This is a genomic window from Arenimonas soli (genome assembly GCF_014643775.1).
Taxonomy (GTDB): Bacteria; Pseudomonadota; Gammaproteobacteria; order Xanthomonadales; family Xanthomonadaceae; genus Arenimonas; species Arenimonas soli.
In genome coordinates, this window is record NZ_BMKC01000001.1 from 124,628 (window position 1) to 144,342 (window position 19,715).

Genomic DNA, 19,715 nt, shown 5'->3' on the forward strand with positions numbered 1-19,715 from the left:
GGCACGGCAGGGCCGCGCCCTGCCATGCCGTGGGTAGTACGCCGTGCCACGCAGAACCGCCAGATACGAGGAGTTTGCAGTGCAAGCCGTTTCCCGGGATCGTCCATTGATAATGCCCTTGCTCGCTGCCGCAGCGATCGGAGCCGCTCTGGTCCTTGGCGGCGCCGAGCTGGTCAGGAGCCACGCGGCTCCTGGTCCGGTGGTGCACGAGCCAGTTGCCCAAGCCAGTGGGCTGCCACGGGGCGGCGCAGCGGTATCCTCGGACCGACAGGCCGTTGCAAACGTACCGGCGGCGTCCGGCATGACCGCCGGGCAGTTGCTCCAGGAGTTTTCCGGCAGCGAGCTGGCGGACCTGAGCACGATGGTGGCCATGCAGCCCGATGGCGGCCAATGGTCGCGCGAGAAGGAGCAGGGGCTGGATCAGCTCGTGCTCGAGGAAGAGACTTTTGCCTGGGCCCGCGGCAAGATCCTGGGGTCCGACGTTCAGTGCCGGCGATCAGTCTGCCGGGCATCGTACCGCTTCGCCCACCTGCTTGACGTGGACGATTTCGCGTCACAGCTCGTGTTGATGATGGATCCCGAGTTCGAAGTCGGGCGCACCCTGCCGGTGCGTCGCCCGGATGGTAGCTACGACGTCCACGTCTTCGTCGTTACCCGCGATTCCCAAGGCCTGCTTTCGACTGGCCGGGTAGCGCCGGACACCATCCCGGCCGACCAGTTCCCGAGGGGCGGCGTCGGCGGCTGAGTGCTTCCACCGGCGTCCCCGGGGTTCAGGCGCCGGCCTGTGCCTGCGCCAACGAGGCCTCGTGGGATCTGCGCAGGATGCGGACGCAGTCCTGGTGCAATGCCAGGATGTCGGCGTCGTCGTCGATGTTGGGCATGCTCCACGCGCGCAGTTCAATTTCTTCGCGTGCCGACATTGGCGCCGCATATGCGCCGATCCGTTCCGCCACGCCAGTGCGATACTTCTCCGGAACAAGCTCCAGTGCCGGCGCGTAATGCCTCTGGTAGAGATCGAACGAAGGGTGCGAGGCCAGGATCATGCGCTGAATCGCCAGTAGCCCGGCGTCTTCGAAGTCGTGCCTGAGCAGCGAGTACGCCAGCACGTTCTGGTGTTTGATCGGATATACGGTGACGGTCCTGAGCACGCGCTTGGACCGCCAGAAGCGGGCCATGGTGCTGAAATCAAAGCCACGGTCTCCAAGCGCGCTCGATAGAAGCATCTTGCGAAAACACTTGGGGCACTCCCCGCATTCAGCGCCTCCGGGACCGCGGACGCACGATTGCGCCATCGTGCCGTGCGGTGAAGACATCACCAGTTTGCTGGTGATGATTTCCGAAAGCCCGGCGACGGGGTGGAACATGTCAAGCCCGACGCTGGCAAAAAGCAGGGCCCAGCGGGTAAAGCCGGGGCGTTCGCCCCAGTCCTGGAAATCCGCGCGGCCGATGCGGTAGGCCGACTCCAGGATAAGGCCCCAGGTGACCGCATCCAGCGACTCCCGGTCGGCCATCAGGACCATGGGCACGCCGTTGGACCAGTCCAGCGGCACCCCGGGTGGCGAGCGGACGAATTCGAGGTCGGTTTCAATCGAATAGACGGTCCGGCCTTCGGCCCGCAGTGCGTCGAGGGCCCGGTGTGGACCATCCTTGGAAAAGACCCAGGCGGAGAACTCTTCAGTTGGCGCGACCCGGCTCATGAAGAACAGCGCCGTTTCGGCCGGCAGTACCTCCAGGGCAGCCACTGAATCGACGCCACCGCTGAAGGCCAGGCCCGGCCGGCCATTGTCAGGCTTGCGGCGCGGCGGGGAGCTCCCGGCGCGAACGTCGCCGCGTGCCGTCAAGCGCTGCCCCTGCTTCACGGCCTCGATGAACTCGGTGCTCAGGGCCAGGTCCGGAAAATCGACGGTCTTGCCGATCCAGGGGCGGAATACCAGGAGCGCAGCCAAGGCCAGCAAATCTGGATGGGGCGAGCCGAATCCGTCGCCATTGGGGCAGCGAACGAAGGCCTCCTGCCTGCCCAGGGTCACGCCTTGAACAGGTATCGGGTCGCCGGGTTCGGGGGTGGCGCGGAAGGTCACTCCCTCGGTAGTGCATTGGCAGTTGATGCGCATGCTCAGCTCTTGTTGTGGGGGGTGCGCCATTCATTCATGGCGCGATCAAGGTCGCCTTCGCCACCGATCCAGTCCCGGAACTTCGGGAGGTCGGACTCGTGATCCTCCATGCTCATGCGCACTGGCCGGGATTTGTCGCGGCTCTCTTGCCCGGCGGTGTAGTTGGTCAGGTAGGCGCTGGCCCTGGCGAAGCTCACCGAGCCGCAGCGTCCGGTGCAAAGCACGAAGACGTTCAAGTTCAACCTCCGCCGGGGTGTGGGGTGCCGGCAACCGCCGGGTGGACCGGGAACGGCCGCAATGGGCCGACATGGCGTGGCATGCAAGGCCGCAGTCCTTCGGCAGCCAGCGTCGCGTACCAGGCGCGGTACGCCTCGACGTAGGCCCGGCGCGGTGCGGAAAGGAAGTCCTCTGCATTCTCGGCCTGCATCCGGGTGCCGGTGGCATTGCTCGTACTCAGGGATGACTCGCGATGCAGCGCGACGTACAGCGGTTCGGCCACGTTGGCATGTGCCTGGCGGCCATAACTATGGCGTATGCGCTCGAAGTATTCATCGTCCGCGGACGTCCGCACCGCATCGAACCAGCCGACCTCGTCCACGACCTGGCGCTTTATCATCAGGCTGATCAGCGCCTGCCTCTCCGCCAGCCCGCGATTGAGCACGAGTTCGCCGGCGGCGGTACGCCGGACGTAATTGCATGTCGTCGCAACGAGTCCTGGGCGGCGCAAGAGAGCCAGCTGCCTGGCGATGCGTTCGGGGTCGATGGCATCGTCGCTGTCCATGAAGGTGATGACCTCGCCATGCGCGCCCGCCATTCCGGCATTCTTCGCAGCGTAGGTGCCGCTGTTGCGGTCCATCGCGAACACCCGGACGCGCGAGTCGGCATCGGCCAGTCGAAGGGCGATGTCCAGACTGTCATCGGTGCTGGCGTCGTCCACGAGCACCAGTTCGAGTCGGCTCCAGGATTGCGCCAGCACGGACTGGGCTGCCGCCGGCAGCCAAGGTGCGGAATTGAAGCTGGTCATCACCACGCTGACCAGCGGCTCTTCCGGAAGCGTGCAAGCCGGCGCGGCGAGGCCTTCGCCGGCCGGTCGCTCGAACTGGGGCGAGCGCACGACCGCCGGACTAGTCGAGTTCAGCGCTGCAGTCCCGGTCGTCACGGGCGTACCTCCGGTGCCCAGGCCGCCAGTGCCTCGGCGATGCGCAAGGCAGCATTTCCATCCCAGCCTGGAATTCTCGCAGGTTCGGGGGGAGGTGCTGCCATGATGGCATCGAGGGCCGCGGCCACCTCGCCGGGGCCGACCAGCCGGTTGCTGCCTTGGTCCACTGTAACGGGGCGCTCGGTGTTTTCCCTGACGGTCAGGCAAGGGACACCCAGGACGCTGGTCTCCTCCTGGATGCCGCCGCTGTCGGTGAGTGCAACGCGGGCGAGCGACAGGAGGGAGACGAAGTCGCGGTAGCGCAACGAGGGCAGCAGGTGCAGGCCTTCTATCGAGCGCGCTGCTTCCTCCAGTCCGTGCCGGACAAGGGCCGCATGCGTCCGGGGATGCAGCGGGAGCAGCACCGGAAGGCGGCGCGTGGCATCGCTGAGCATCGACAGGAGCCTGAGCAGGTCGGGTTCCGCGTCCACGTTGGAAGGACGGTGGAAGGTGGCCATTGCGAATTGCCCGGGGGCCACGCCCAGGCCGGAGCAAAGTGACCTGCCATGATCGCGGTCCACGGTACGTAGCAGCGCGTCGATCATTACGTTGCCGACGAAATGCACGTGTCCGGCTGGCTGGCCTTCGCAACGCACAAGCGTATTTGCGGCGTCCTCGCTGGTGGTCATCAGCAGGTCGGCGATGGCGTCGACCATGCGCCGGTTGAGTTCTTCGGGCATGGCGCGGTCGTGGCTGCGCAGACCCGCCTCGACATGCACCAGCGGTAGCTGCATTCGTTTCGCCGCAATCGCGCCGGCAAGGGTGGTATCCACGTCGCCGAACACCACGACCAGGTCGGGCTGGCCGGCCTTCAGTGCCTCGCCGATCGCGTCAATCATCTGGCCCAGGCGCTGGCCGATGGGGCCATCGTCGACGGCGATGTGCATCAGGGCGGTGGCCGGGATCATCAGATCCTCCAGCACCTCGCCATTCAGCGCCGGGGCCCGGTGCTGGGAAACCACCCAAATGGCCGGCGAGAACCGTTCCGGATCGGCGGACAGCACCTGGTGGAGCGGGGCCGCCTTGACGAAGTTGGGGCGGGTCCCGGCGATCAGGGCGATCTTCAATGGGGGGGCGGGGGAAGGCATCGATTGGTTCCGGTTCCAGGCTTGCCGGGCCCGCGGGCCGCGACACTACACGTGGATTGTGCCTTGGCAACCTCATCCGAGTCTCGCCCGGGAGGTTACCGTCCTAAAGTACGCCTTGGGGGCAGGGCGGCGACGGCTATAATCGGCGCTTGCCCCATCCCAGCGAGAGCGATCCGATGCCTTCCAAACCCCCGAGCGCCACGGCCAGCCCCCGCGAGACGGGCAAGCTGTACCCGGATGCCAATCGCGCCCTGGCCGACCTCGTCGCCGACAACCAGACCCTCGCCGTCGGCGGCTTCGGCCTCTGCGGCATACCTGAAGCCCTCATCGCCGCGCTGCGCGACACCGGCGTAAAAGGCCTGACGGTCATCTCCAACAACGCCGGCGTGGACGGCTTCGGGCTCGGCCAGCTGCTGGCAACGCGCCAGATCAAGAGAATGATTTCGTCCTACGTGGGCGAGAACAAGGAGTTCGAGCGCCAGTTCCTGGCCGGCGAACTCGAACTTGAGTTCAACCCGCAGGGCACGCTGGCCGAACGCCTGCGCGCCGGCGGCGCCGGCATCCCGGCCTTCTTCACCGCCACCGGCTACGGCACCGTGGTGGCCGAGGGCAAGGAAACCCGCGAATTCGACGGCAAGCACTACGTGCTGGAAACCGCGCTCACCGCCGACGTGGCCCTGGTCAAGGCGTGGAAGGCCGACACGTCGGGCAACCTCGTCTTCCGCAAGACCGCGCGCAACTTCAACCCGGCCTGCGCCATGGCCGGCAAGGTTTGCGTGGCCGAGGTCGAGGAAATCGTCGAAATCGGCGACATCGACCCCGACCACGTGCACCTGCCCGGCATCTACGTCGACCGCATCGTGCACAACCCCACCCCGGAAAAGCGCATCGAACAGCGCACCGTGCGAGGAGCGAACTGATGGCCTGGACCCGCGATCAAATGGCGCAGCGCGCCGCCGCCGAACTCAGCGACGGCGCCTACGTGAACCTGGGCATCGGCCTGCCGACCCTGGTGGCCAACCACATCCCCGACGGCATGGACGTCTGGCTGCAGTCGGAAAACGGCCTGCTGGGCATCGGCCCGTTCCCGACCGAAGACGAAGTGGACGCCGACCTGATCAACGCCGGCAAGCAGACCGTCACCGCCCGCGCCGGCGCCAGCTACTTCGGCAGCCACGACAGCTTCGCGATGATCCGCGGCGGCCACATCGACCTGGCCATCCTGGGCGCGATGGAAGTCACCGACCAGGGCGACCTGGCCAACTGGATGGTGCCGGGCAAGATGGTCAAGGGCATGGGCGGCGCCATGGACCTGGTGGCCGGCGTCAAACGCGTGGTGGTGCTGATGGAACACTGCACCAAGACCGGCGAGCCGAAGATCCTGCCCCAGTGCACGCTGCCATTGACCGGCGTCGGCGTGGTGGACCGCATCATCACCGACCTGGCCGTCATGGACGTCACCGCCGACGGCCTGGTGCTGGTGGAAAGCGCCCCGGGCGTGACCGAGGACGAGCTGCGCAGCAAGACCGGCGTCGGTTTCCGCGCGGCGGCCTGAGCCCCCGATGATCCGCCAGGTCGTCGGCTTCGGCCTTGTCGGCGGCCTGCAGCTGCTGCTGGACTGGGCCTGCTTCGTTGCCCTGACGGCGCTGGGCGTTGCGGTGCTGCCGGCCAACCTGGTGGGCCGGGTCGCGGGCGCCAGCCTCGGCTTCTGGGCCAATGGCCGCTTCACCTTCGCCCGCCCCGGCGAGGCCCCGCGGCTGGGCCGGCGGCGGCTGCTGCGCTTCGTGCTGTTCTGGCTGGCCATGACCGCCCTGAGCACCCTGGCCGTGATGGGCCTGGACCAGGCGCACAGCCTGCAGGCTGCCTGGCTGGGCAAGCCGCTGGTGGACGCCGTGCTGGCCGCGCTGGGTTTCCTGGCGGCGAAGTACTGGATCTACCGCTAGGTGGTTCCTACTGGCCCGCCGTGGGCACGCCCGGTAAATTCGGGTGGCCGGCAGGGGAGCCGGGACGTTCGGGGAAACCATGTCAGCTGAAGATGTCCTGGCGCCGCCGAGCCCGGCGCCTGCCGGGCCGCCCGCGCAGCCGCCGGCGCTGCCGGCCCAGCCGCCGCCGCACGAGCCGCGCCGGCTGCCGGTGGAATTCACCGGCCGGGCCGGGGAATTCTTCGGCATCTGGATCGTCAACGTCGTGCTGACGCTGCTGACCCTGGGCATCTATTCGGCCTGGGCCAAGGTGCGCACCGAGCGCTATTTCTACGGAAATACCCGCATCGACGGCACGCCCTTCGAATACCTGGCCACGCCGATCCAGATCCTGAAAGGGCGCCTGGTCGCCTATGCCGTGGTGGTGGCGCTGGGAATCAGCGCCCACTTCGGCTTCCTGGTGGTGTATTTCCCGCTGGTGTTCGCCGTGCTGCTGCTGCTGCCCTGGCTGCTGCAGCGGGCGCTGCGCTTCCGGGCGCGGTATTCGGCCTGGCGCGGCCTGCGCTTTCGCTTCGTCAACGGCGTGGACGATGCCTACCTGAACTTCATGTTCCGGCCGATGCTGCAGATCCCGACCCTGTACATGCTGCTGCCCTGGGTCCGGAAGCACCAGCAGGAATACATCGTCACCGGCCACCGTTTCGGCGGCCTGCGATTTAGTTTCCAGGGCGAACTGGGGCCTTACTACATTCCCTTCGCGATCTGCCTGGGCGCGGGCTTCGCCGCCTATTTCGTGATGGTGCTGGCGGTGTTCGCCGGCGCGTTGCTTTTCGACGGAGCGCGCACGGGCGGCGAAACCGACCCCAATGGGCTGATGCTTTCCGTGCTGCTGCCGGTGGTGGTGGTTTACCTGGTGCTGCTGGCGCTGCCGGTTTTCCTGCGCACGCGCTACACAAACCTGATGTGGGGGAATTCCCGCCTGGGCCCGCATCGCTTCGCCTGCACGCTGCGCGCGCGCGACATCATCTGGATCTACCTCAGCAACGGCGTGGCCATCCTGTGCACGCTGGGCCTGGCGGTGCCCTGGGCTATGGTGCGGCTGGCGAAGTACCGCGCGGCGCACTTCGAACTATTGGCCCTGGGCGACCTGGACGAGTTCGTGGCCGAGGCCGAGCGCGCGGAGGGCGCGGCCAGCGCCGAACTCGTGGACGCGCTGGACCTGGACGTGGGCATCGGACTGTGAGCGAGCTGCACGGTATCTGGTACGACGGCCGCAGCAGCCGCGGCCAGCCGGCCCGGCTGGACTCGCCCTCGCCGGGCCGCCTGCGCCTGGTCGCCGGCGAGACCGTCCGCGAATTCGACGCCGCGTCGGTCCGCCTCAGCCCGCGGCTGGGGCGCCTTGCCAGGCAGCTGCGCTTCGCCGATGGCGCCCACCTGGAAGTCGAGGATGCCGAACGGCTCGACCAGTGGCTTCCGGCGCGCAGCCGCATCGAAGCCGGCGTGGACTGGCTTGAACGCCGCCGCGCCGCGGTGCTGTCGGCGACGGTGGTGCTGGTGCTGGGCGTGTGGGGTTTTTTCCAGTTGGGCCTGCCGTGGATGGCGCGCGAGGTGGCGCCGCTGGTGCCGCCCGCGATCGAAAACACCATCTCCAAGCAGGCGCTGGGCCTGCTCGACGGCCACCTGCTCGAACCCACCCGGCTTCCCGCCGCGCGCCGCGAGGCGCTGCAGCAGGCTTTCCACGACATGACCCGTGGCCTGCCGCGTGCCGACGGCCTGCGCCTGGATTTCCGCCATGCCCCCGGCCTGGGGCCGAATGCTTTCGTACTGCCCAATGGCCAGGTGGTGATGACCGACCAGCTGGTCACCCTGGCCGGGGACGACGAGGAGCTGATGGCGGTGCTGGCACACGAAGCCGGCCACCACGAACACCGCCACGGGCTGCGCCGGGCGCTGGAGAAGTCGGCGATGCTGGTGGTGGTGGGTTTCCTGTTCGGCGACGTGTCGGGCACCGGCGCGCTGTCGGTGTCGCTGCCGGTGCTGCTGGTCGAACAGGGGTTTTCGCGCGGCCATGAAACCGAGGCCGACGCATTCGCCTTTTCGCTGCTGGCCGGGCAGGGCCTGTCGCCGGAGGCTTTCGCGCGCATCATGTCGCGCATGACCGGCGACGGGAAACTCGACGCCGGCCTGGGGCCGATGGGTTACCTGTCCTCGCACCCGCCAAGCGCCAACCGCATCGAGGCGGCGCGCCGAGCGGCCGAGGAGGCACCCGCCGGGACCCCGGCGGGTGATTGAGGCCTAGGCCAGGTCCTCGCCGGCGATGATGCCGGCGATCCGTTCCGCCGACCGGCCATCGCCATACGGATTGTGCGCGCGCGACATCACGGCATAGGCCTCGGCGTCGTCGAGCAGGCGCGCGGCTTCGCCGACGATGCGTTCGCGATCGGTGCCGACCAGTCGCACGGTGCCGGCTTCGACGGCCTCGGGGCGTTCGGTGGTGTCACGCATCACCAGCACCGGCTTGCCCAGCGACGGGGCTTCTTCCTGGATGCCGCCCGAGTCGGTGAGGATCAGGTGCGCGCGCGACATCAGGTAGACGAAGGGCAGGTAGTCCTGCGGCTCGATCAGGTGCACGTTGCCGACGTCGCCCAGGATCCGGTTCACCGGCTCCTGCACGCGCGGGTTCAGGTGCACCGGGTAAACCACCTGGGTGTCGCCGCGTTCGGCCAGGTCGCGGATGGCCAGGCACATCTGCTCGAAGCCGTCGCCGAAGTTTTCGCGGCGGTGGCCGGTGACCAGCACCAGGCGCTTGCCGGGGTCCAGGAACGGGAAACGCGCGGCAAGCGACCGTGCCAGCCCAGGGTCGGACTCGATGCGGCCGGCGACTTCCAGCAACGCGTCGATGACGGTGTTGCCGGTGATGTGGATGTTCCCGGAAGGGATGTTTTCGGCCACCAGGTTGTCGCGCGAACGCGTCGTGGGCGCGAAGTGCAGGGCTGCGATCGGCGCCGTGAGCCGGCGGTTGGCTTCTTCGGGCCAGGGCGCCTGCAGGTTGCCTGTACGCAGTCCGGCTTCGACATGGCCTACCGGCACCCGCGCATAGAACGCCGCCAGCGCGGTGGCCAGGGCCGTTGACGTGTCGCCGTGCACCAGCACGAGATCGGGCTTGCGCGCGTCGAGCACCGCGGCCATTCCGGTGAGAATGCGAGCGAACAGGTCGGGCAGCGCCTGCTCCGGGGCCATCAGGTCCAGGTCGTCGTCGGGCTGCAGGTCGAACAGTTCGATCACCTGGTCGAGCATCTCGCGATGCTGCGCGGTAACGCACACCAGGGTTTCAAGCCCGGGCGTCGCCTTCAGCGCGGCCACCACCGGCGCCATCTTGATGGCCTCGGGACGCGTCCCGAAGACCACCATGACCCGTCGTGGTGCTGCGCCGGAAGCGCTCGTCAAAGTGCCTTCTCCAGCTCCGGCACGATCTGGAACAGGTCGCCGACCAGGCCGATGTCGGCGATCTCGAAGATCGGCGCTTCCGGGTCCTTGTTGATGGCGACGATCGTGCCCGCGTCCTTGATGCCGGTCAGGTGCTGGATGGCGCCGGAAATGCCGATGGCGACGTACAGGTCGGGCGCGATGATCTTGCCGGTCTGGCCGACCTGCAGTTCGTTGGGCACGTAGCCGGCGTCGACCGCGGCGCGCGAAGCGCCCACGGCGGCGCCCATCTTGTCGGCCAGCGAATAAATGATCTTGAACGCGTCGGGCGAACCCATGGCGCGGCCGCCGGAAATGACCTTGGCGGCGCCCTGCAGGTCGGGACGGTCGGACTTGCCCTGCTTGAGTTCGACGAAGCGGGTGTGCTCGGGCAGCTTGGCGTCCACCGAAGCGGCTTCAACGGCCGCGCTGCCGCCTTCGCCGGCCTGCGGCCAGGACGCGGTGCGCACGGTGGCCACCACGGCCATCGAAGACGGTGCTTCGACGGTGATGATGGCGTTGCCGGCATAGATCGGCCGCTTGAACACGTGCGCGGATTCGACCGCCATGACGTCCGACACCTGGGCCACGCCCAGCAGGGCCGCGACGCAGGGCATCAGGTCCTTGCCGAAGGTGGTGGAGGGGCCGAACACATGCGAATAGCCTTCGGCCAGCTTCGCCACCTGCGGCGCCAGCACCTGGGCGATGGGATGCGCGTTGGCGGCATTGGCGACCGCCAGCACCTTGGCGACGCCGGTGATCTTCGCCGCTTCGGCGGCGACCGCATCGGGCGCGTCCGACAGCACGGCCACGTGGATCTCGGCGCCTTCGATGGCCTGGGCGCAGCTGACGCAGCGCGCGGTCGAGGCATTGAGCTTGCCGTCGAGGTGTTCGGCAACAATCAGGATCTTGCTCATGTCTGGGTCTCCTTAGGCCAGGCCCTTGGCCTTGAGGGCCGAGACCAGCTCGGCGACGTCCTTCACCATCACGCCCTTGCTGCGCTTGGGCGGCGGGGCATAGGTGGTGGTCTTGAGGTGGTTGCCGTCCTCGACGCCGAGGTCGGCGAAGTTGATGGTTTCCATGGGCTTGGACTTGGCCTTCATGATGTCGGGCAGCTTGATGAAGCGCGGCTCGTTCAGGCGCAGGTCGGTGGTGATCACCGCCGGCAGCTGCACTTCCAGGGTTTCCAGGCCGGCATCGACCTCGCGCATCACCACGGCGGTGCTTTCGGTGGCGTCCACCTTGCCGGCGAAGGTGGCCTGCGGGCGGCCCCAGAGGGTGGCCAGCATCTGGCCGGTCTGGTTGGCGTCGTCGTCGATGGCCTGCTTGCCCAGCAGCACGATCTGCGGCTGTTCCTTCTCGACCAGCTTGAGCAGGGCGCGGGCCGCGGTAAGCGGCTGCACCGGCTGGTCGGTGACCACGTGGATGGCGCGGTTGGCGCCCATGGCCAGCCCGTTGCGCAGGTGGGCCTGGCAGTCGGCGGGGCCCAGGGTGACCACGACCACTTCCGTGGCGATGCCCTTGTCGCGCAGGCGCAGCGCCTCTTCCAGGGCGATGTCGTCGAAGGGGTTCGCCGACAGCTTCACGCCGTCCGTGACCACCCCCGAACTGTCGGGTTTGACCTGGATGCGGACGTTGTAGTCCACCACCCGCTTGTAACCGACCAGAATCTTCATAAACGATGCGCTCCGTTCCGGTGGGCGCCCGTGGGGGAGCGCCCGCAAGTAGAATCGGCAATTCTACCTTGGCCGCCGGTGCCGGGGGCGTGCACGAGGGCGGTGGACCGTATGGTGGCGGGCTTGGGCTGGCAGGCATGGCTGACGATCGGCGTGGTCCTGGCCACGCTGGGCCTGCTGTGGTGGGGCCGGCTGGGTCCCGACAAGGTCCTGGCCGGCGCGGCCGGCCTGCTGATGCTCTCCGGGGTGCTGACTCCGGTCCAGGCCCTGGCGGGCTTCTGGAACCCGGGCGTGCTGACGGTGGCGGTGCTGTTCGTGCTGGTGGCGGCCCTGCGCAGCACCGGCGCCATCCACTGGATCGGCCGCGGCGTACTGGGTCCGCCCCGCGGCGAACTCAGGGCCCGGCTGCGGCTGTCGGGCCTGGCCAGCGTGCTCAGCGCCTTCGTCAACAACACGCCGATCGTGGCCACGCTGACATCGGCGGTGGAAACCTGGAGCCGGGCCAGCGGCGTGCCGCCGTCCAAGCTGCTGCTGCCGATGAACTACGCCACCATCCTGGGCGGCATGTGCACCCTGCTGGGCACCAGCACCAACCTGATCGTAGCCGGCCTGGTGATCGCCCACGGGCTCCCGGCGATGGCCATGTTCGATCCCTTCCCGGTCGCCTTCCCGGTGCTGCTGGCCGGCCTGCTGTACCTGGCGGTGGCCAGCCGCTGGCTGCTGCCGGTGCGTCGTTCAGCCTTCGACCAGGCGGCCCAGGATGCCAAGGAGTATGCCGTCGAGATGCTGGTCACCGAAGGCGGCGGCCTGGCCGGCAAGTCGGTGGCCGCGGCCGGGCTACGCCACCTCAAAGGCAGCTTCCTGATCGAACTTTCTCGTGAACGTGACCTCCTGACGGCCGTCGGCCCCGACACCGTGCTGCGTTCGGGCGACCGCCTGGTTTTCGTCGGCGGCACCGACGCGGTGCGCGAACTGCGGCGCATCCCCGGCCTGCGCCCGGCCACCGACCAGTGGTTCAAGCTCGACACCGTCAGCGGCAAGCGCCACCTGGCCGAACTGGTGCTGTCGCGGTTTTCGCCGGCGGTCGGCCAGACCCTGAGTGAATCGGCCTTCAGGGACCGCTACGGGGCGGTCGTCATCGCCGTCAACCGCCACGGCCAGCGCCTGCACCAGAAGCCCGGCGACGTGGTGCTCCAGGCCGGCGACACGCTCCTGGTGGAGACCGAGCCCGACTTCATCGCGCGTTTCGGCACCGCCCCCGACTTCCTCATGGTGAACCTGCTCGACGGCGAACGCCCGGTGGACCGTCGGAAGGCCGTGACCACTTTGGGCATCCTGGGCGCGATGGTGCTGGCGAACTCGGTGCTGGGGCTGCCGATCCTGTGGTCGGCGGTGGGCGCCGCACTGGCGGTGGTGCTGGCGCGCTGCGTAAGGCTCAAGGAGCTCTGGCGCAGCCTGGACCTGCGCCTGCTGCTGGTGATCGCCTGCTCGTTCGCGCTCGGTGCGGCGGTCGATCGCACGGGCGTGGCGGCGGTGGTGGCCTCCGGGCTGGGCGGCCTGGCGGGCGCCGACCCCTTCGCCAGCCTGGTGCTGGTTTACGTGATGGCCGTGGTCTTCACCGAGTTGCTGACCAACAACGCGGCGGCGATCCTGGTCTTCCCCATCGCGATGGGCGTGGCGGAGCAACTGGGCGTGAGTCCGATGCCTTTCGTCATCGCGCTGATGATCGGCGCGTCGGCGGGCTTCATGACGCCCATCGGCTACCAGACCAACCTGATGGTCTACGGCCCCGGCGGCTACCGCTTTGGCGACTACGTGCGCCTGGGCGGGCCGCTGTCGCTGGTGGTGGGCCTGGTGGCGCTGTGGCTGATACCGCGGTTTTTCCCGTTCTAGAAGCCAGCCGCGCCTGTCTATACTGCCCCGACGCCGTCAGAGTGCCGAAATGACCGTTACCGACCGCCTGTCCCACCTCGACCGACTCGAAGCCGAGTCCATCCACATCCTGCGCGAGGTGGCGGCCGAGTTCCGCAACCCGGTGATGATGTATTCGGTGGGCAAGGACAGTTCGGTGCTGCTGCACCTGCTGGTGAAGGCCTTCGCGCCGGCGCGCCCGCCGATCCCGCTGCTGCACGTGGACACCGGCTGGAAGTTCCGCGAAATGATCGCCTTCCGCGACCGCCGCGCCGCCGAAACCGGCGTGCAGCTGCATACGCACACCAATCCCGACGGCAAGGCGCAGGGCATCGGCCCGGTCACCCACGGCGCCACCGTGCACACCGACGTGATGAAGACCCAGGCCCTGAAGCAGGCGCTGGACCAGTGGGCCTTCGACGCGGCCATCGGCGGCGCCCGCCGCGACGAGGAAAAATCCCGCGCCAAGGAGCGCGTGTTCTCCTTCCGCAGCGCCCAGCACCGCTGGGACCCGAAAAACCAGCGCCCCGAGCTGTGGGACCTGTACAACGCCCGCATCCACAAGGGCGAAAGCGTGCGCGTGTTCCCGATCTCGAACTGGACCGAACTCGACGTCTGGCTCTACATCTTCCGCGAGAACATCCCGGTGCCTTCGCTGTACTTCGCCGCCGAACGCCCGGTGGTCGAACGCGACGGTGCCCTGATCATGGTCGATGACGACCGTCTGCCGCTGCGCGAGGGCGAAACGCCGATGATGCGCAAGGTGCGGTTCCGCACCCTGGGCTGCTACCCCCTCACCGGCGCCATCGAATCGGAGGCCGACACGCTCGAGGCGATCATCGCCGAGATGCTGGTGTCCACCACCTCCGAACGCCAGGGCCGGATGATCGACCACGACCCGTCGGCGTCGATGGAAAAGAAGAAGCAAGAGGGTTATTTCTGATGGCCGGCATCGACCACGCCGCGGCGGTCGCCGCCTACCTGCACCAGCACGAAACCAAGGGCCTGCTGCGCTTCATCACCTGCGGCAGCGTCGACGACGGCAAGTCCACGCTCATCGGCCGCCTGCTGCACGACACCAAGCGCCTGTTCGACGACCAGGTCGCGGCGCTGGAGGCCGACAGCCGCCGCCACGGCACCCAGGGCGAGGGCATCGACTTCGCGCTGCTGGTGGACGGCCTGTCCGCCGAACGCGAGCAGGGCATCACCATCGACGTGGCCTACCGTTTCTTCGACACCGAACGGCGCAAGTTCATCGTCGCCGATTGCCCGGGCCACGAGCAGTACACCCGCAACATGGCCACGGGTGCTTCCACCGCCGACCTGGCGGTGGTGCTGGTGGACGCACGCAAGGGCCTGCTCACGCAGACCCGCCGGCACAGCTACATCGTCTCGCTGCTGGGCATCCGCCACGTGCTGCTGGCGGTGAACAAGATGGACCTGGTGGGCTACGACCCGTCGGTGTTCGACGAGATCGTCGAAGGCTACGCCGAGCTGGCCAGACAGCTCGACATCCCGCACGTGCAGGCGATCCCGCTGTCGGCGCTGCAGGGCGACAACATGACCGGCGCATCGGCGGCGATGCCCTGGTACACCGGCCCCAGCCTGCTCGAGCACCTGGAAACCGTGGACGCGCGCCGCGACGGCAGCGAGGTCGGCTTCCGGCTGCCGGTGCAGTGGGTGTGCCGGCCGAACCAGGATTTCCGCGGTTTCGCCGGCAACATCGCCGCGGGCGAGGTGCGCCCGGGCGACGCCGTGGTGGTGCTGCCTTCGGGCCGCCGCTCCAGCGTGGCCCGCATCGTCACCGCCGACGGCGACCTGCCGGTGGCCGGCGCCGGGCAGGCGATCACCCTGGCCCTGGCCGACGAAGTGGACGTCAGCCGCGGCGACGTCATCGCCTCGGCCGAACAGGCCCCGCAGGTGGCCGACCAGTTCGCCGCCCACCTGCTGTGGATGGGCGACGCGCCGCTGCTGCCGGGCCGCCCGTACTGGCTCAAGATCGGCCCGCGCACGGTCAGCGCCCAGGTCACCGAAATCAAGCACAAGGTGGACGTGAACACCCAGGCGCAGCTGGCGGCGAAGTCGCTGGAGCTCAACGAGGTCGCCTACTGCAACCTGGGCCTGGACCAGGCCATTGCGTTCGAGGCCTACCGCGACAACCGCGCGCTGGGCGGATTCATCCTGGTGGACCGGCAGAACAACGCCACGGTGGCCGCCGGCACCCTGGACTTCGCCCTTCGCCGCGCCGCCAACATCCACTGGCAGCCGCTGGAAGTCGACAAGGCCGCGCGCGCTGCGATCAAGGCGCAGGCGCCTTGCTGCCTCTGGTTCACCGGTCTGTCGGGTGCGGGCAAGTCCACGGTCGCCAACCTGGTGGAAAAGCAGCTGCTGGCCAAGGGGTTCCACACCTACCTGCTCGACGGCGACAACGTGCGCCACGGCCTGAACAAGGACCTGGGCTTCACCGACGAGGACCGCGTCGAAAACATCCGCCGCGTCGCGGAAGTCGCGCGACTGATGACCGATGCCGGCCTGATCGTTCTGGTCAGCTTCATCTCGCCGTTCCGCGCCGAGCGGCGCATGGCGCGCGAGTTGTTCCCGGAAGGGGAGTTCATCGAGGTCTTCGTCGACACGCCGCTGGCGGAAGCGGAGCGCCGCGACGTCAAGGGGCTCTATGCCAAGGCCCGCGCCGGCAAGATCAAGAATTTCACCGGCATCGATTCGCCCTATGAACCGCCGGAATCTCCGGAAATCCACCTGGCCGGCGGCGAGGAAACGCCCGAAGCCATGGCCACGCGGGTTATCCGGCGTCTCCTGGACTGAGCGCCGCGCCCGCCCGCGGCGCCAGGGCCCGGTGCACCGCCCGCCGCGGCACCGACGCCACGTCGTAGCTGACGAAGGCCAGCAGGAACTGCAGGCCGCTGATCACCGCCACCGTGCTGATCATGATCGTGCCCACCGGCGTGGCGACCCCGTCGTGGGCCGAGTTCCACCAGTGCAGGCCGCCGAACACCGCGCCAAAGCCCAGCAGGCCGATGGCCGCGAGCAGTTCGATCGATCCCACCGACATGTCGCGGAAGAAGTAGTTGTAGAAGATCCGCCGCAGGCTGTTGCCCAGGTGCCGCAGCGGGAACTCGAACAGCGCCCGCAGCGGGCTGAGGTGGCTGGTCTGGTCGCCGTAGCGCGCGGCCATGGGCACGTCCACAACGCAGGCGCGCTGCAGGTTCAGGTGGAACAGCAGGTCGGACTCGAAGAAGTAACGCCGGCCGATCCGCTCCATCGGCAGCCTCGCCGCCAGGTCGGCGTGGATGGCGGTGTAGCCATTGGTGGGATCGAAGATGTCCCAGTAGCCGGTGCTGGCTTTGGCCAGGAAGCTCAGGCCCAGGTTGCCGATGCGCCGCGCCAGCGGCATTTCCCGCACGCGGTCGAGGTCCCAGAAACGGTTGCCCTTGGTGTAGTCGGCTTCGCCGGCAAGGATCGGGGCGACGAAGGCGGGCAGCAGGGCCGGATCCATCTGGCCGTCGCCGTCGATCTTGACGATCACGCGCGCGCCGTCCGCGATCGCCTGCCGGTAGCCGGTCAGGGTGGCGGCACCCACGCCCTGGTTGTGCCCGTGGCGCAGCACCACCACGCGCGGGTCCCGGCTGCCGGCCTGGATGTGGTCGCCGCTGCCGTCGGGGCAGGCGTCGTCCACGCAGTAGATGCGGTCGACTTCCGGGCCGATGGCGGCCAGCAGCGGCAGTACGTGGCGCACGACCCGGTAGCACGGCACCACCACCGCGATGCCGGACGGCGCGCGCGGCGGCGGGGTCATCCGGCGCGGCCCAGCCGGTGCGCCAGCGCCTGGGCGAAACAGGCGGCGCTGCCTTCGCCGTAGGGCAGGAACAGCGACGGTTCGGTGAGCTCGAGCTCCAGCAGCTGCGGCCCGGTAGGCGAAGGCAGCAGGTCCACCCGGGCGTAGGCCAGCGTTTCGAAGGGCAGGCTGGCCAGCACGGCGGCGGCCAGTGCGTGTTCGGCGTCGGAGGGTTCGCGTGGCTGGATGTGTTCTTCCTTGAACAGCGCCCGGGTCGGGCCTTCGCCGCGGCGCAGCAGCGGCGCCTTGCGGATGGCGTGGCTGAAGCGGCCCTCGAAGAACAGCAGGGCGGTTTCGCCGTGTTCGTCCACCGCGTGCAGGTAGGGCTGCACCAGCACGTGGCGGCCGGCGTCGAGCAGGCGGCGTGCGTGGGCGATGGCGGCCTCGCGTTCGCTGCGCTGGTAGCGCTGGGCGTCGCGCGAACCGGCGCCGACGGTGGGCTTGACCACGAATTCGTCGAGGTCGGGCAAGGAAGCAGGATCGTCGCCGGGCGCCAGGAAGTGGCTTTCAATCACCGGCAGGCCGCGCGCAGCCAGGTCGCCCAGGTAACGTTTGTCGGTGTTCCAGCGCACGACCTCGGGTGGGTTCCACAGCCGCGACACGGACTGCACGCGGTCGCACCAGGCCAGGAACTCCGGCAGCCTGTCCATGTAGTCCCAGGTCGAACGCAGCAGCACCGCGTCGAAGCGCGCCCAGCTGACCGTCGGGTCGTCCCAGGCCAGCACCTGCGCGTCGATGCCCGCGGCCACGCAGGCCGCCTGCAGCGGCTCCAGGTCGCCGTCCAGGTCGCAGGCGGCGATGGCGGTGGCGAGGGCGAGCTTCACAGGTTCTGGTAGTTCGGCCCGGCGCCGCCTTCCGGCGTCACCCAGTTGATGATCTGGTACGGGTCCTTGATGTCGCAGGTCTTGCAGTGCACGCAGTTGGCCGCGTTGATCTGCAGGCGCTTGCCCTTGTCGTCCTCGACGATTTCATACACCCCGGCCGGGCAGAAGCGCTGGCAGGGGTTGCCGTATTCCTCGGCGCAGCGGCTGATGCAGACGTCGGGGTCGGTGATCTGCAGGTGTACCGGCTGGTCTTCGTCGTGTTCGGTGGCGGCGAAGTACACGCCGGCCAGGCGGTCGCGCGGGGCCAGGGTGCGATCCACGTAGTCACGCAGCGGTTTTTCGGCCTCGTCGAGCTTCTCCAGCGCGCTCCAGTCCGGGCGGCAGCGCCAGGTCCAGGGCGACAACCCGGCGGTGGCGGTTTCCCAGGCCGAATTGACCAGGCCGAACCACAGGCCCTTCTTGAAGCCGGGCTTGATGTTGCGGACCTTGCGCAGTTCGGCCATCACCGGCGAGGCGCGCAGCTTGGCGTCGAAGCCGGCGGCGGCCGGGGCGTCCTGGCCGGCCAGGTGTTCGGCCGCCAGCATGCCGCTGCGGATCGCCTGGTGGGTGCCCTTGACCTTGGGTACGTTTAGCAGGCCCGCGGTGTCGCCGATGAGCAGCGCGCCGGGCATTTCGACCTTGGGCAGGGACTGCCAGCCGCCGGTGACGATGGCACGGGCGCCGGCGCTGAGGATTTCACCGCCCTCGAGCAGCGGCTTCACCTTCGGGTGGTGCTTGAACTGCTGGAAGGCTTCGTAGGGTTTGTACTCGGGGTCGCGGTAGTCGAGGCCCGACACGTAGCCGATGGCCACGCGGTCCTTGTCCAGGTGGTAGATGAAGCTGCCGCCATAGGTCTTGCTGTCGGCCGGCCAGCCGAAGCTGTGGAAGATCCTGCCCGGCTGCACCCGGCCGGCGGGCAGCTGCCAGAGTTCCTTGATGCCGATCGAATAGTTCTGCGGGTCCGATTCGGCATCGAGGCCGAACTTGCGGACCAGCTGCTTGGTCAGGTGGCCGCGCGCGCCTTCGGCCATCACCGTGACCCTGGCCCGGATATCGATGCCCTGGGTGTAGCCGGCCTTGTGCGAACCGTCCTTGGCCACGCCCATGTCGCCGATGCGCACGCCGCACACGGCGCCGGCCTCGTCGAACAGGGTTTCGGCGGCGGCGAAGCCCGGGTAGATCTCGACGCCCAGGGCTTCGGCCTGCGGTGCCAGCCAGGCGCACATCGCGCCCAGGGACACGATGAAATTGCCGTGGTTGGACAGGCCCGGGGGGATGACCGGGAACTTGCTGCCGCCGGTCTTGGTGAGGTACCAGAACTCGTCGTCGGTGGCCGGCACGCAGACCGGCGGCGGGTTGTCGCGCCAGCCGGGCAGCAGGTCGTCGAGCGGGCCGGGTTCGATGACCGCGCCCGACAGGATGTGGGCGCCGATGGTCGAGGATTTTTCGATGACGCAGACAGACAGCTCGGGTTTGAGCTGCTTGAGCCGGATCGCGAACGACAGGCCGGCCGGGCCTGCGCCCACGGTCACCACGTCGTATTCCATCACGTCACGCTCACTCATCCGGACAGTCTCCCTACGCTTGAGCCTGGATTGTCCCGGTTTGCCGACGGGCGGGCAATCAAG

General features: G+C 68.4%; 19 protein-coding genes. 9 read left to right on the forward strand and 10 right to left on the reverse strand.

The features are described from left to right. Positions 1–301: 301 nt before the first annotated feature. The gene (locus IEX13_RS00585; RefSeq protein WP_188659914.1) at positions 302–745 is read left to right on the forward strand and encodes a hypothetical protein; all 444 of its coding nucleotides are present in this window, start codon (positions 302–304) and stop codon (positions 743–745) included. Between the two features lie 25 nt (positions 746–770). Here IEX13_RS00585 and IEX13_RS00590 read toward each other — a convergent pair whose 3' ends face one another. The 4 genes from IEX13_RS00590 to wecB (IEX13_RS00605) are packed head-to-tail and all read right to left on the reverse strand — an operon-like array spanning position 771 to position 4,376. Next, positions 771–2,111 (reverse strand): DUF6395 domain-containing protein, encoded by a 1,341-nt coding sequence (locus IEX13_RS00590; protein ID WP_188659917.1) that lies wholly within the window; start codon positions 2,109–2,111, stop codon positions 771–773. Between the two features lie 2 nt (positions 2,112–2,113). After that, on the reverse strand, positions 2,114–2,347 hold the full coding sequence (locus tag IEX13_RS00595; RefSeq protein ID WP_188659920.1) for a hypothetical protein: 234 nt from the start codon (positions 2,345–2,347) through the stop codon (positions 2,114–2,116). Positions 2,348–2,349: 2 nt separating this feature from the next. Beyond that, positions 2,350–3,270 carry a glycosyltransferase family 2 protein gene (locus IEX13_RS00600; protein ID WP_188659922.1) on the reverse strand — a complete coding sequence of 307 codons (921 nt, stop codon included), beginning with the start codon at positions 3,268–3,270 and terminating at the stop codon, positions 2,350–2,352. Continuing rightward, the gene (gene wecB / locus IEX13_RS00605) at positions 3,267–4,376 is read right to left on the reverse strand and encodes a non-hydrolyzing UDP-N-acetylglucosamine 2-epimerase (RefSeq protein ID WP_188659925.1); all 1,110 of its coding nucleotides are present in this window, start codon (positions 4,374–4,376) and stop codon (positions 3,267–3,269) included. Before wecB (IEX13_RS00605) ends, IEX13_RS00600 begins: the two co-directional genes overlap by 4 nt. Positions 4,377–4,573: 197 nt before the next feature. Between wecB (IEX13_RS00605) and IEX13_RS00610 the strand changes: the two genes are divergently transcribed. The 5 genes from IEX13_RS00610 (at position 4,574) to IEX13_RS00630 (ending at position 8,611) form a co-directional block, all read left to right on the forward strand. Then, entirely contained in the window at positions 4,574–5,317 is a 744-nt protein-coding gene (locus tag IEX13_RS00610; RefSeq protein WP_188662920.1) for a CoA transferase subunit A, read from the forward strand. Next, complete coding sequence (locus tag IEX13_RS00615; RefSeq protein WP_188659928.1) at positions 5,317–5,952, forward strand: CoA transferase subunit B; 636 nt, start codon at positions 5,317–5,319, stop codon at positions 5,950–5,952. Before IEX13_RS00610 ends, IEX13_RS00615 begins: the two co-directional genes overlap by 1 nt. A gap of 7 nt (positions 5,953–5,959) precedes the next feature. Next, positions 5,960–6,340: a GtrA family protein gene (locus IEX13_RS00620; protein ID WP_188659931.1), complete on the forward strand. Its 381-nt coding sequence runs from the start codon at positions 5,960–5,962 to the stop codon at positions 6,338–6,340. 79 nt (positions 6,341–6,419) lie between these two features. Further along, on the forward strand, positions 6,420–7,562 hold the full coding sequence (locus tag IEX13_RS00625; protein WP_188659935.1) for a YjgN family protein: 1,143 nt from the start codon (positions 6,420–6,422) through the stop codon (positions 7,560–7,562). After that, positions 7,559–8,611: a M48 family metallopeptidase gene (locus tag IEX13_RS00630; RefSeq protein ID WP_188659938.1), complete on the forward strand. Its 1,053-nt coding sequence runs from the start codon at positions 7,559–7,561 to the stop codon at positions 8,609–8,611. The genes IEX13_RS00625 and IEX13_RS00630 overlap by 4 nt, the downstream gene beginning before the upstream one ends. A gap of 3 nt (positions 8,612–8,614) precedes the next feature. Here the strand turns inward: IEX13_RS00630 and wecB (IEX13_RS00635) are convergent, their stop codons facing one another. Genes wecB (IEX13_RS00635) through IEX13_RS00645 form a run of 3 tightly spaced genes read right to left on the reverse strand, consistent with a single transcriptional unit; the run spans position 8,615 to position 11,460 of the window. Next, the gene (wecB, locus tag IEX13_RS00635) at positions 8,615–9,730 is read right to left on the reverse strand and encodes a non-hydrolyzing UDP-N-acetylglucosamine 2-epimerase (protein WP_188659941.1); all 1,116 of its coding nucleotides are present in this window, start codon (positions 9,728–9,730) and stop codon (positions 8,615–8,617) included. Between the two features lie 32 nt (positions 9,731–9,762). Beyond that, positions 9,763–10,701, reverse strand: a complete 939-nt coding sequence (locus IEX13_RS00640) for an electron transfer flavoprotein subunit alpha/FixB family protein (protein WP_188659944.1) — start codon at positions 10,699–10,701, stop codon at positions 9,763–9,765. Positions 10,702–10,713: 12 nt separating this feature from the next. Next, complete coding sequence (locus IEX13_RS00645; RefSeq protein ID WP_188659949.1) at positions 10,714–11,460, reverse strand: electron transfer flavoprotein subunit beta/FixA family protein; 747 nt, start codon at positions 11,458–11,460, stop codon at positions 10,714–10,716. A gap of 123 nt (positions 11,461–11,583) precedes the next feature. Between IEX13_RS00645 and IEX13_RS00650 the strand changes: the two genes are divergently transcribed. From IEX13_RS00650 to cysN, 3 genes are read left to right on the forward strand one after another with little or no spacing between them, the layout of a single operon-like run. Continuing rightward, positions 11,584–13,353, forward strand: coding sequence for an SLC13 family permease (locus tag IEX13_RS00650; RefSeq protein WP_188659952.1), 1,770 nt, complete (start codon positions 11,584–11,586; stop codon positions 13,351–13,353). Between the two features lie 22 nt (positions 13,354–13,375). After that, positions 13,376–14,314, forward strand: coding sequence for a sulfate adenylyltransferase subunit CysD (cysD, locus tag IEX13_RS00655; RefSeq protein ID WP_425489066.1), 939 nt, complete (start codon positions 13,376–13,378; stop codon positions 14,312–14,314). Further along, entirely contained in the window at positions 14,314–16,194 is a 1,881-nt protein-coding gene (gene cysN, locus IEX13_RS00660; RefSeq protein WP_188659957.1) for a sulfate adenylyltransferase subunit CysN, read from the forward strand. Before cysD ends, cysN begins: the two co-directional genes overlap by 1 nt. Here cysN and IEX13_RS00665 read toward each other — a convergent pair. Genes IEX13_RS00665 through IEX13_RS00675 form a run of 3 tightly spaced genes read right to left on the reverse strand, consistent with a single transcriptional unit; the run spans position 16,172 to position 19,652 of the window. Further along, positions 16,172–17,185, reverse strand: a complete 1,014-nt coding sequence (locus tag IEX13_RS00665) for a glycosyltransferase family 2 protein (protein WP_188659960.1) — start codon at positions 17,183–17,185, stop codon at positions 16,172–16,174. The genes cysN and IEX13_RS00665 overlap by 23 nt on opposite strands. Beyond that, complete coding sequence (locus IEX13_RS00670) at positions 17,182–18,048, reverse strand: ATP-grasp domain-containing protein (protein WP_188659963.1); 867 nt, start codon at positions 18,046–18,048, stop codon at positions 17,182–17,184. The genes IEX13_RS00665 and IEX13_RS00670 overlap by 4 nt, the downstream gene beginning before the upstream one ends. Then, positions 18,045–19,652 carry an electron transfer flavoprotein-ubiquinone oxidoreductase gene (locus IEX13_RS00675; RefSeq protein ID WP_188659966.1) on the reverse strand — a complete coding sequence of 536 codons (1,608 nt, stop codon included), beginning with the start codon at positions 19,650–19,652 and terminating at the stop codon, positions 18,045–18,047. Before IEX13_RS00675 ends, IEX13_RS00670 begins: the two co-directional genes overlap by 4 nt. Positions 19,653–19,715 lie beyond the last annotated feature (63 nt).

Bases quoted from the DNA above. Each gene is read 5' to 3' on its own strand.
- IEX13_RS00645 (WP_188659949.1), bottom strand. From the start codon at position 11,460: ATGAAGATTCTGGTCGGTTACAAGCGGGTGGTGGACTACAACGTCCGC.
- IEX13_RS00610 (WP_188662920.1), top strand. From the start codon at position 4,574: ATGCCTTCCAAACCCCCGAGCGCCACGGCCAGCCCCCGCGAGACGGGC.
- IEX13_RS00615 (WP_188659928.1), top strand. From the start codon at position 5,317: ATGGCCTGGACCCGCGATCAAATGGCGCAGCGCGCCGCCGCCGAACTC.
- IEX13_RS00675 (WP_188659966.1), bottom strand. From the start codon at position 19,652: ATGAGTGAGCGTGACGTGATGGAATACGACGTGGTGACCGTGGGCGCA.
- IEX13_RS00640 (WP_188659944.1), bottom strand. From the start codon at position 10,701: ATGAGCAAGATCCTGATTGTTGCCGAACACCTCGACGGCAAGCTCAAT.
- wecB (WP_188659941.1), bottom strand. From the start codon at position 9,730: ATGGTGGTCTTCGGGACGCGTCCCGAGGCCATCAAGATGGCGCCGGTG.
- IEX13_RS00590 (WP_188659917.1), bottom strand. From the start codon at position 2,111: ATGCGCATCAACTGCCAATGCACTACCGAGGGAGTGACCTTCCGCGCC.
- IEX13_RS00665 (WP_188659960.1), bottom strand. From the start codon at position 17,185: ATGACCCCGCCGCCGCGCGCGCCGTCCGGCATCGCGGTGGTGGTGCCG.
- cysN (WP_188659957.1), top strand. From the start codon at position 14,314: ATGGCCGGCATCGACCACGCCGCGGCGGTCGCCGCCTACCTGCACCAG.
- IEX13_RS00585 (WP_188659914.1), top strand. From the start codon at position 302: ATGACCGCCGGGCAGTTGCTCCAGGAGTTTTCCGGCAGCGAGCTGGCG.
- IEX13_RS00620 (WP_188659931.1), top strand. From the start codon at position 5,960: ATGATCCGCCAGGTCGTCGGCTTCGGCCTTGTCGGCGGCCTGCAGCTG.
- IEX13_RS00625 (WP_188659935.1), top strand. From the start codon at position 6,420: ATGTCAGCTGAAGATGTCCTGGCGCCGCCGAGCCCGGCGCCTGCCGGG.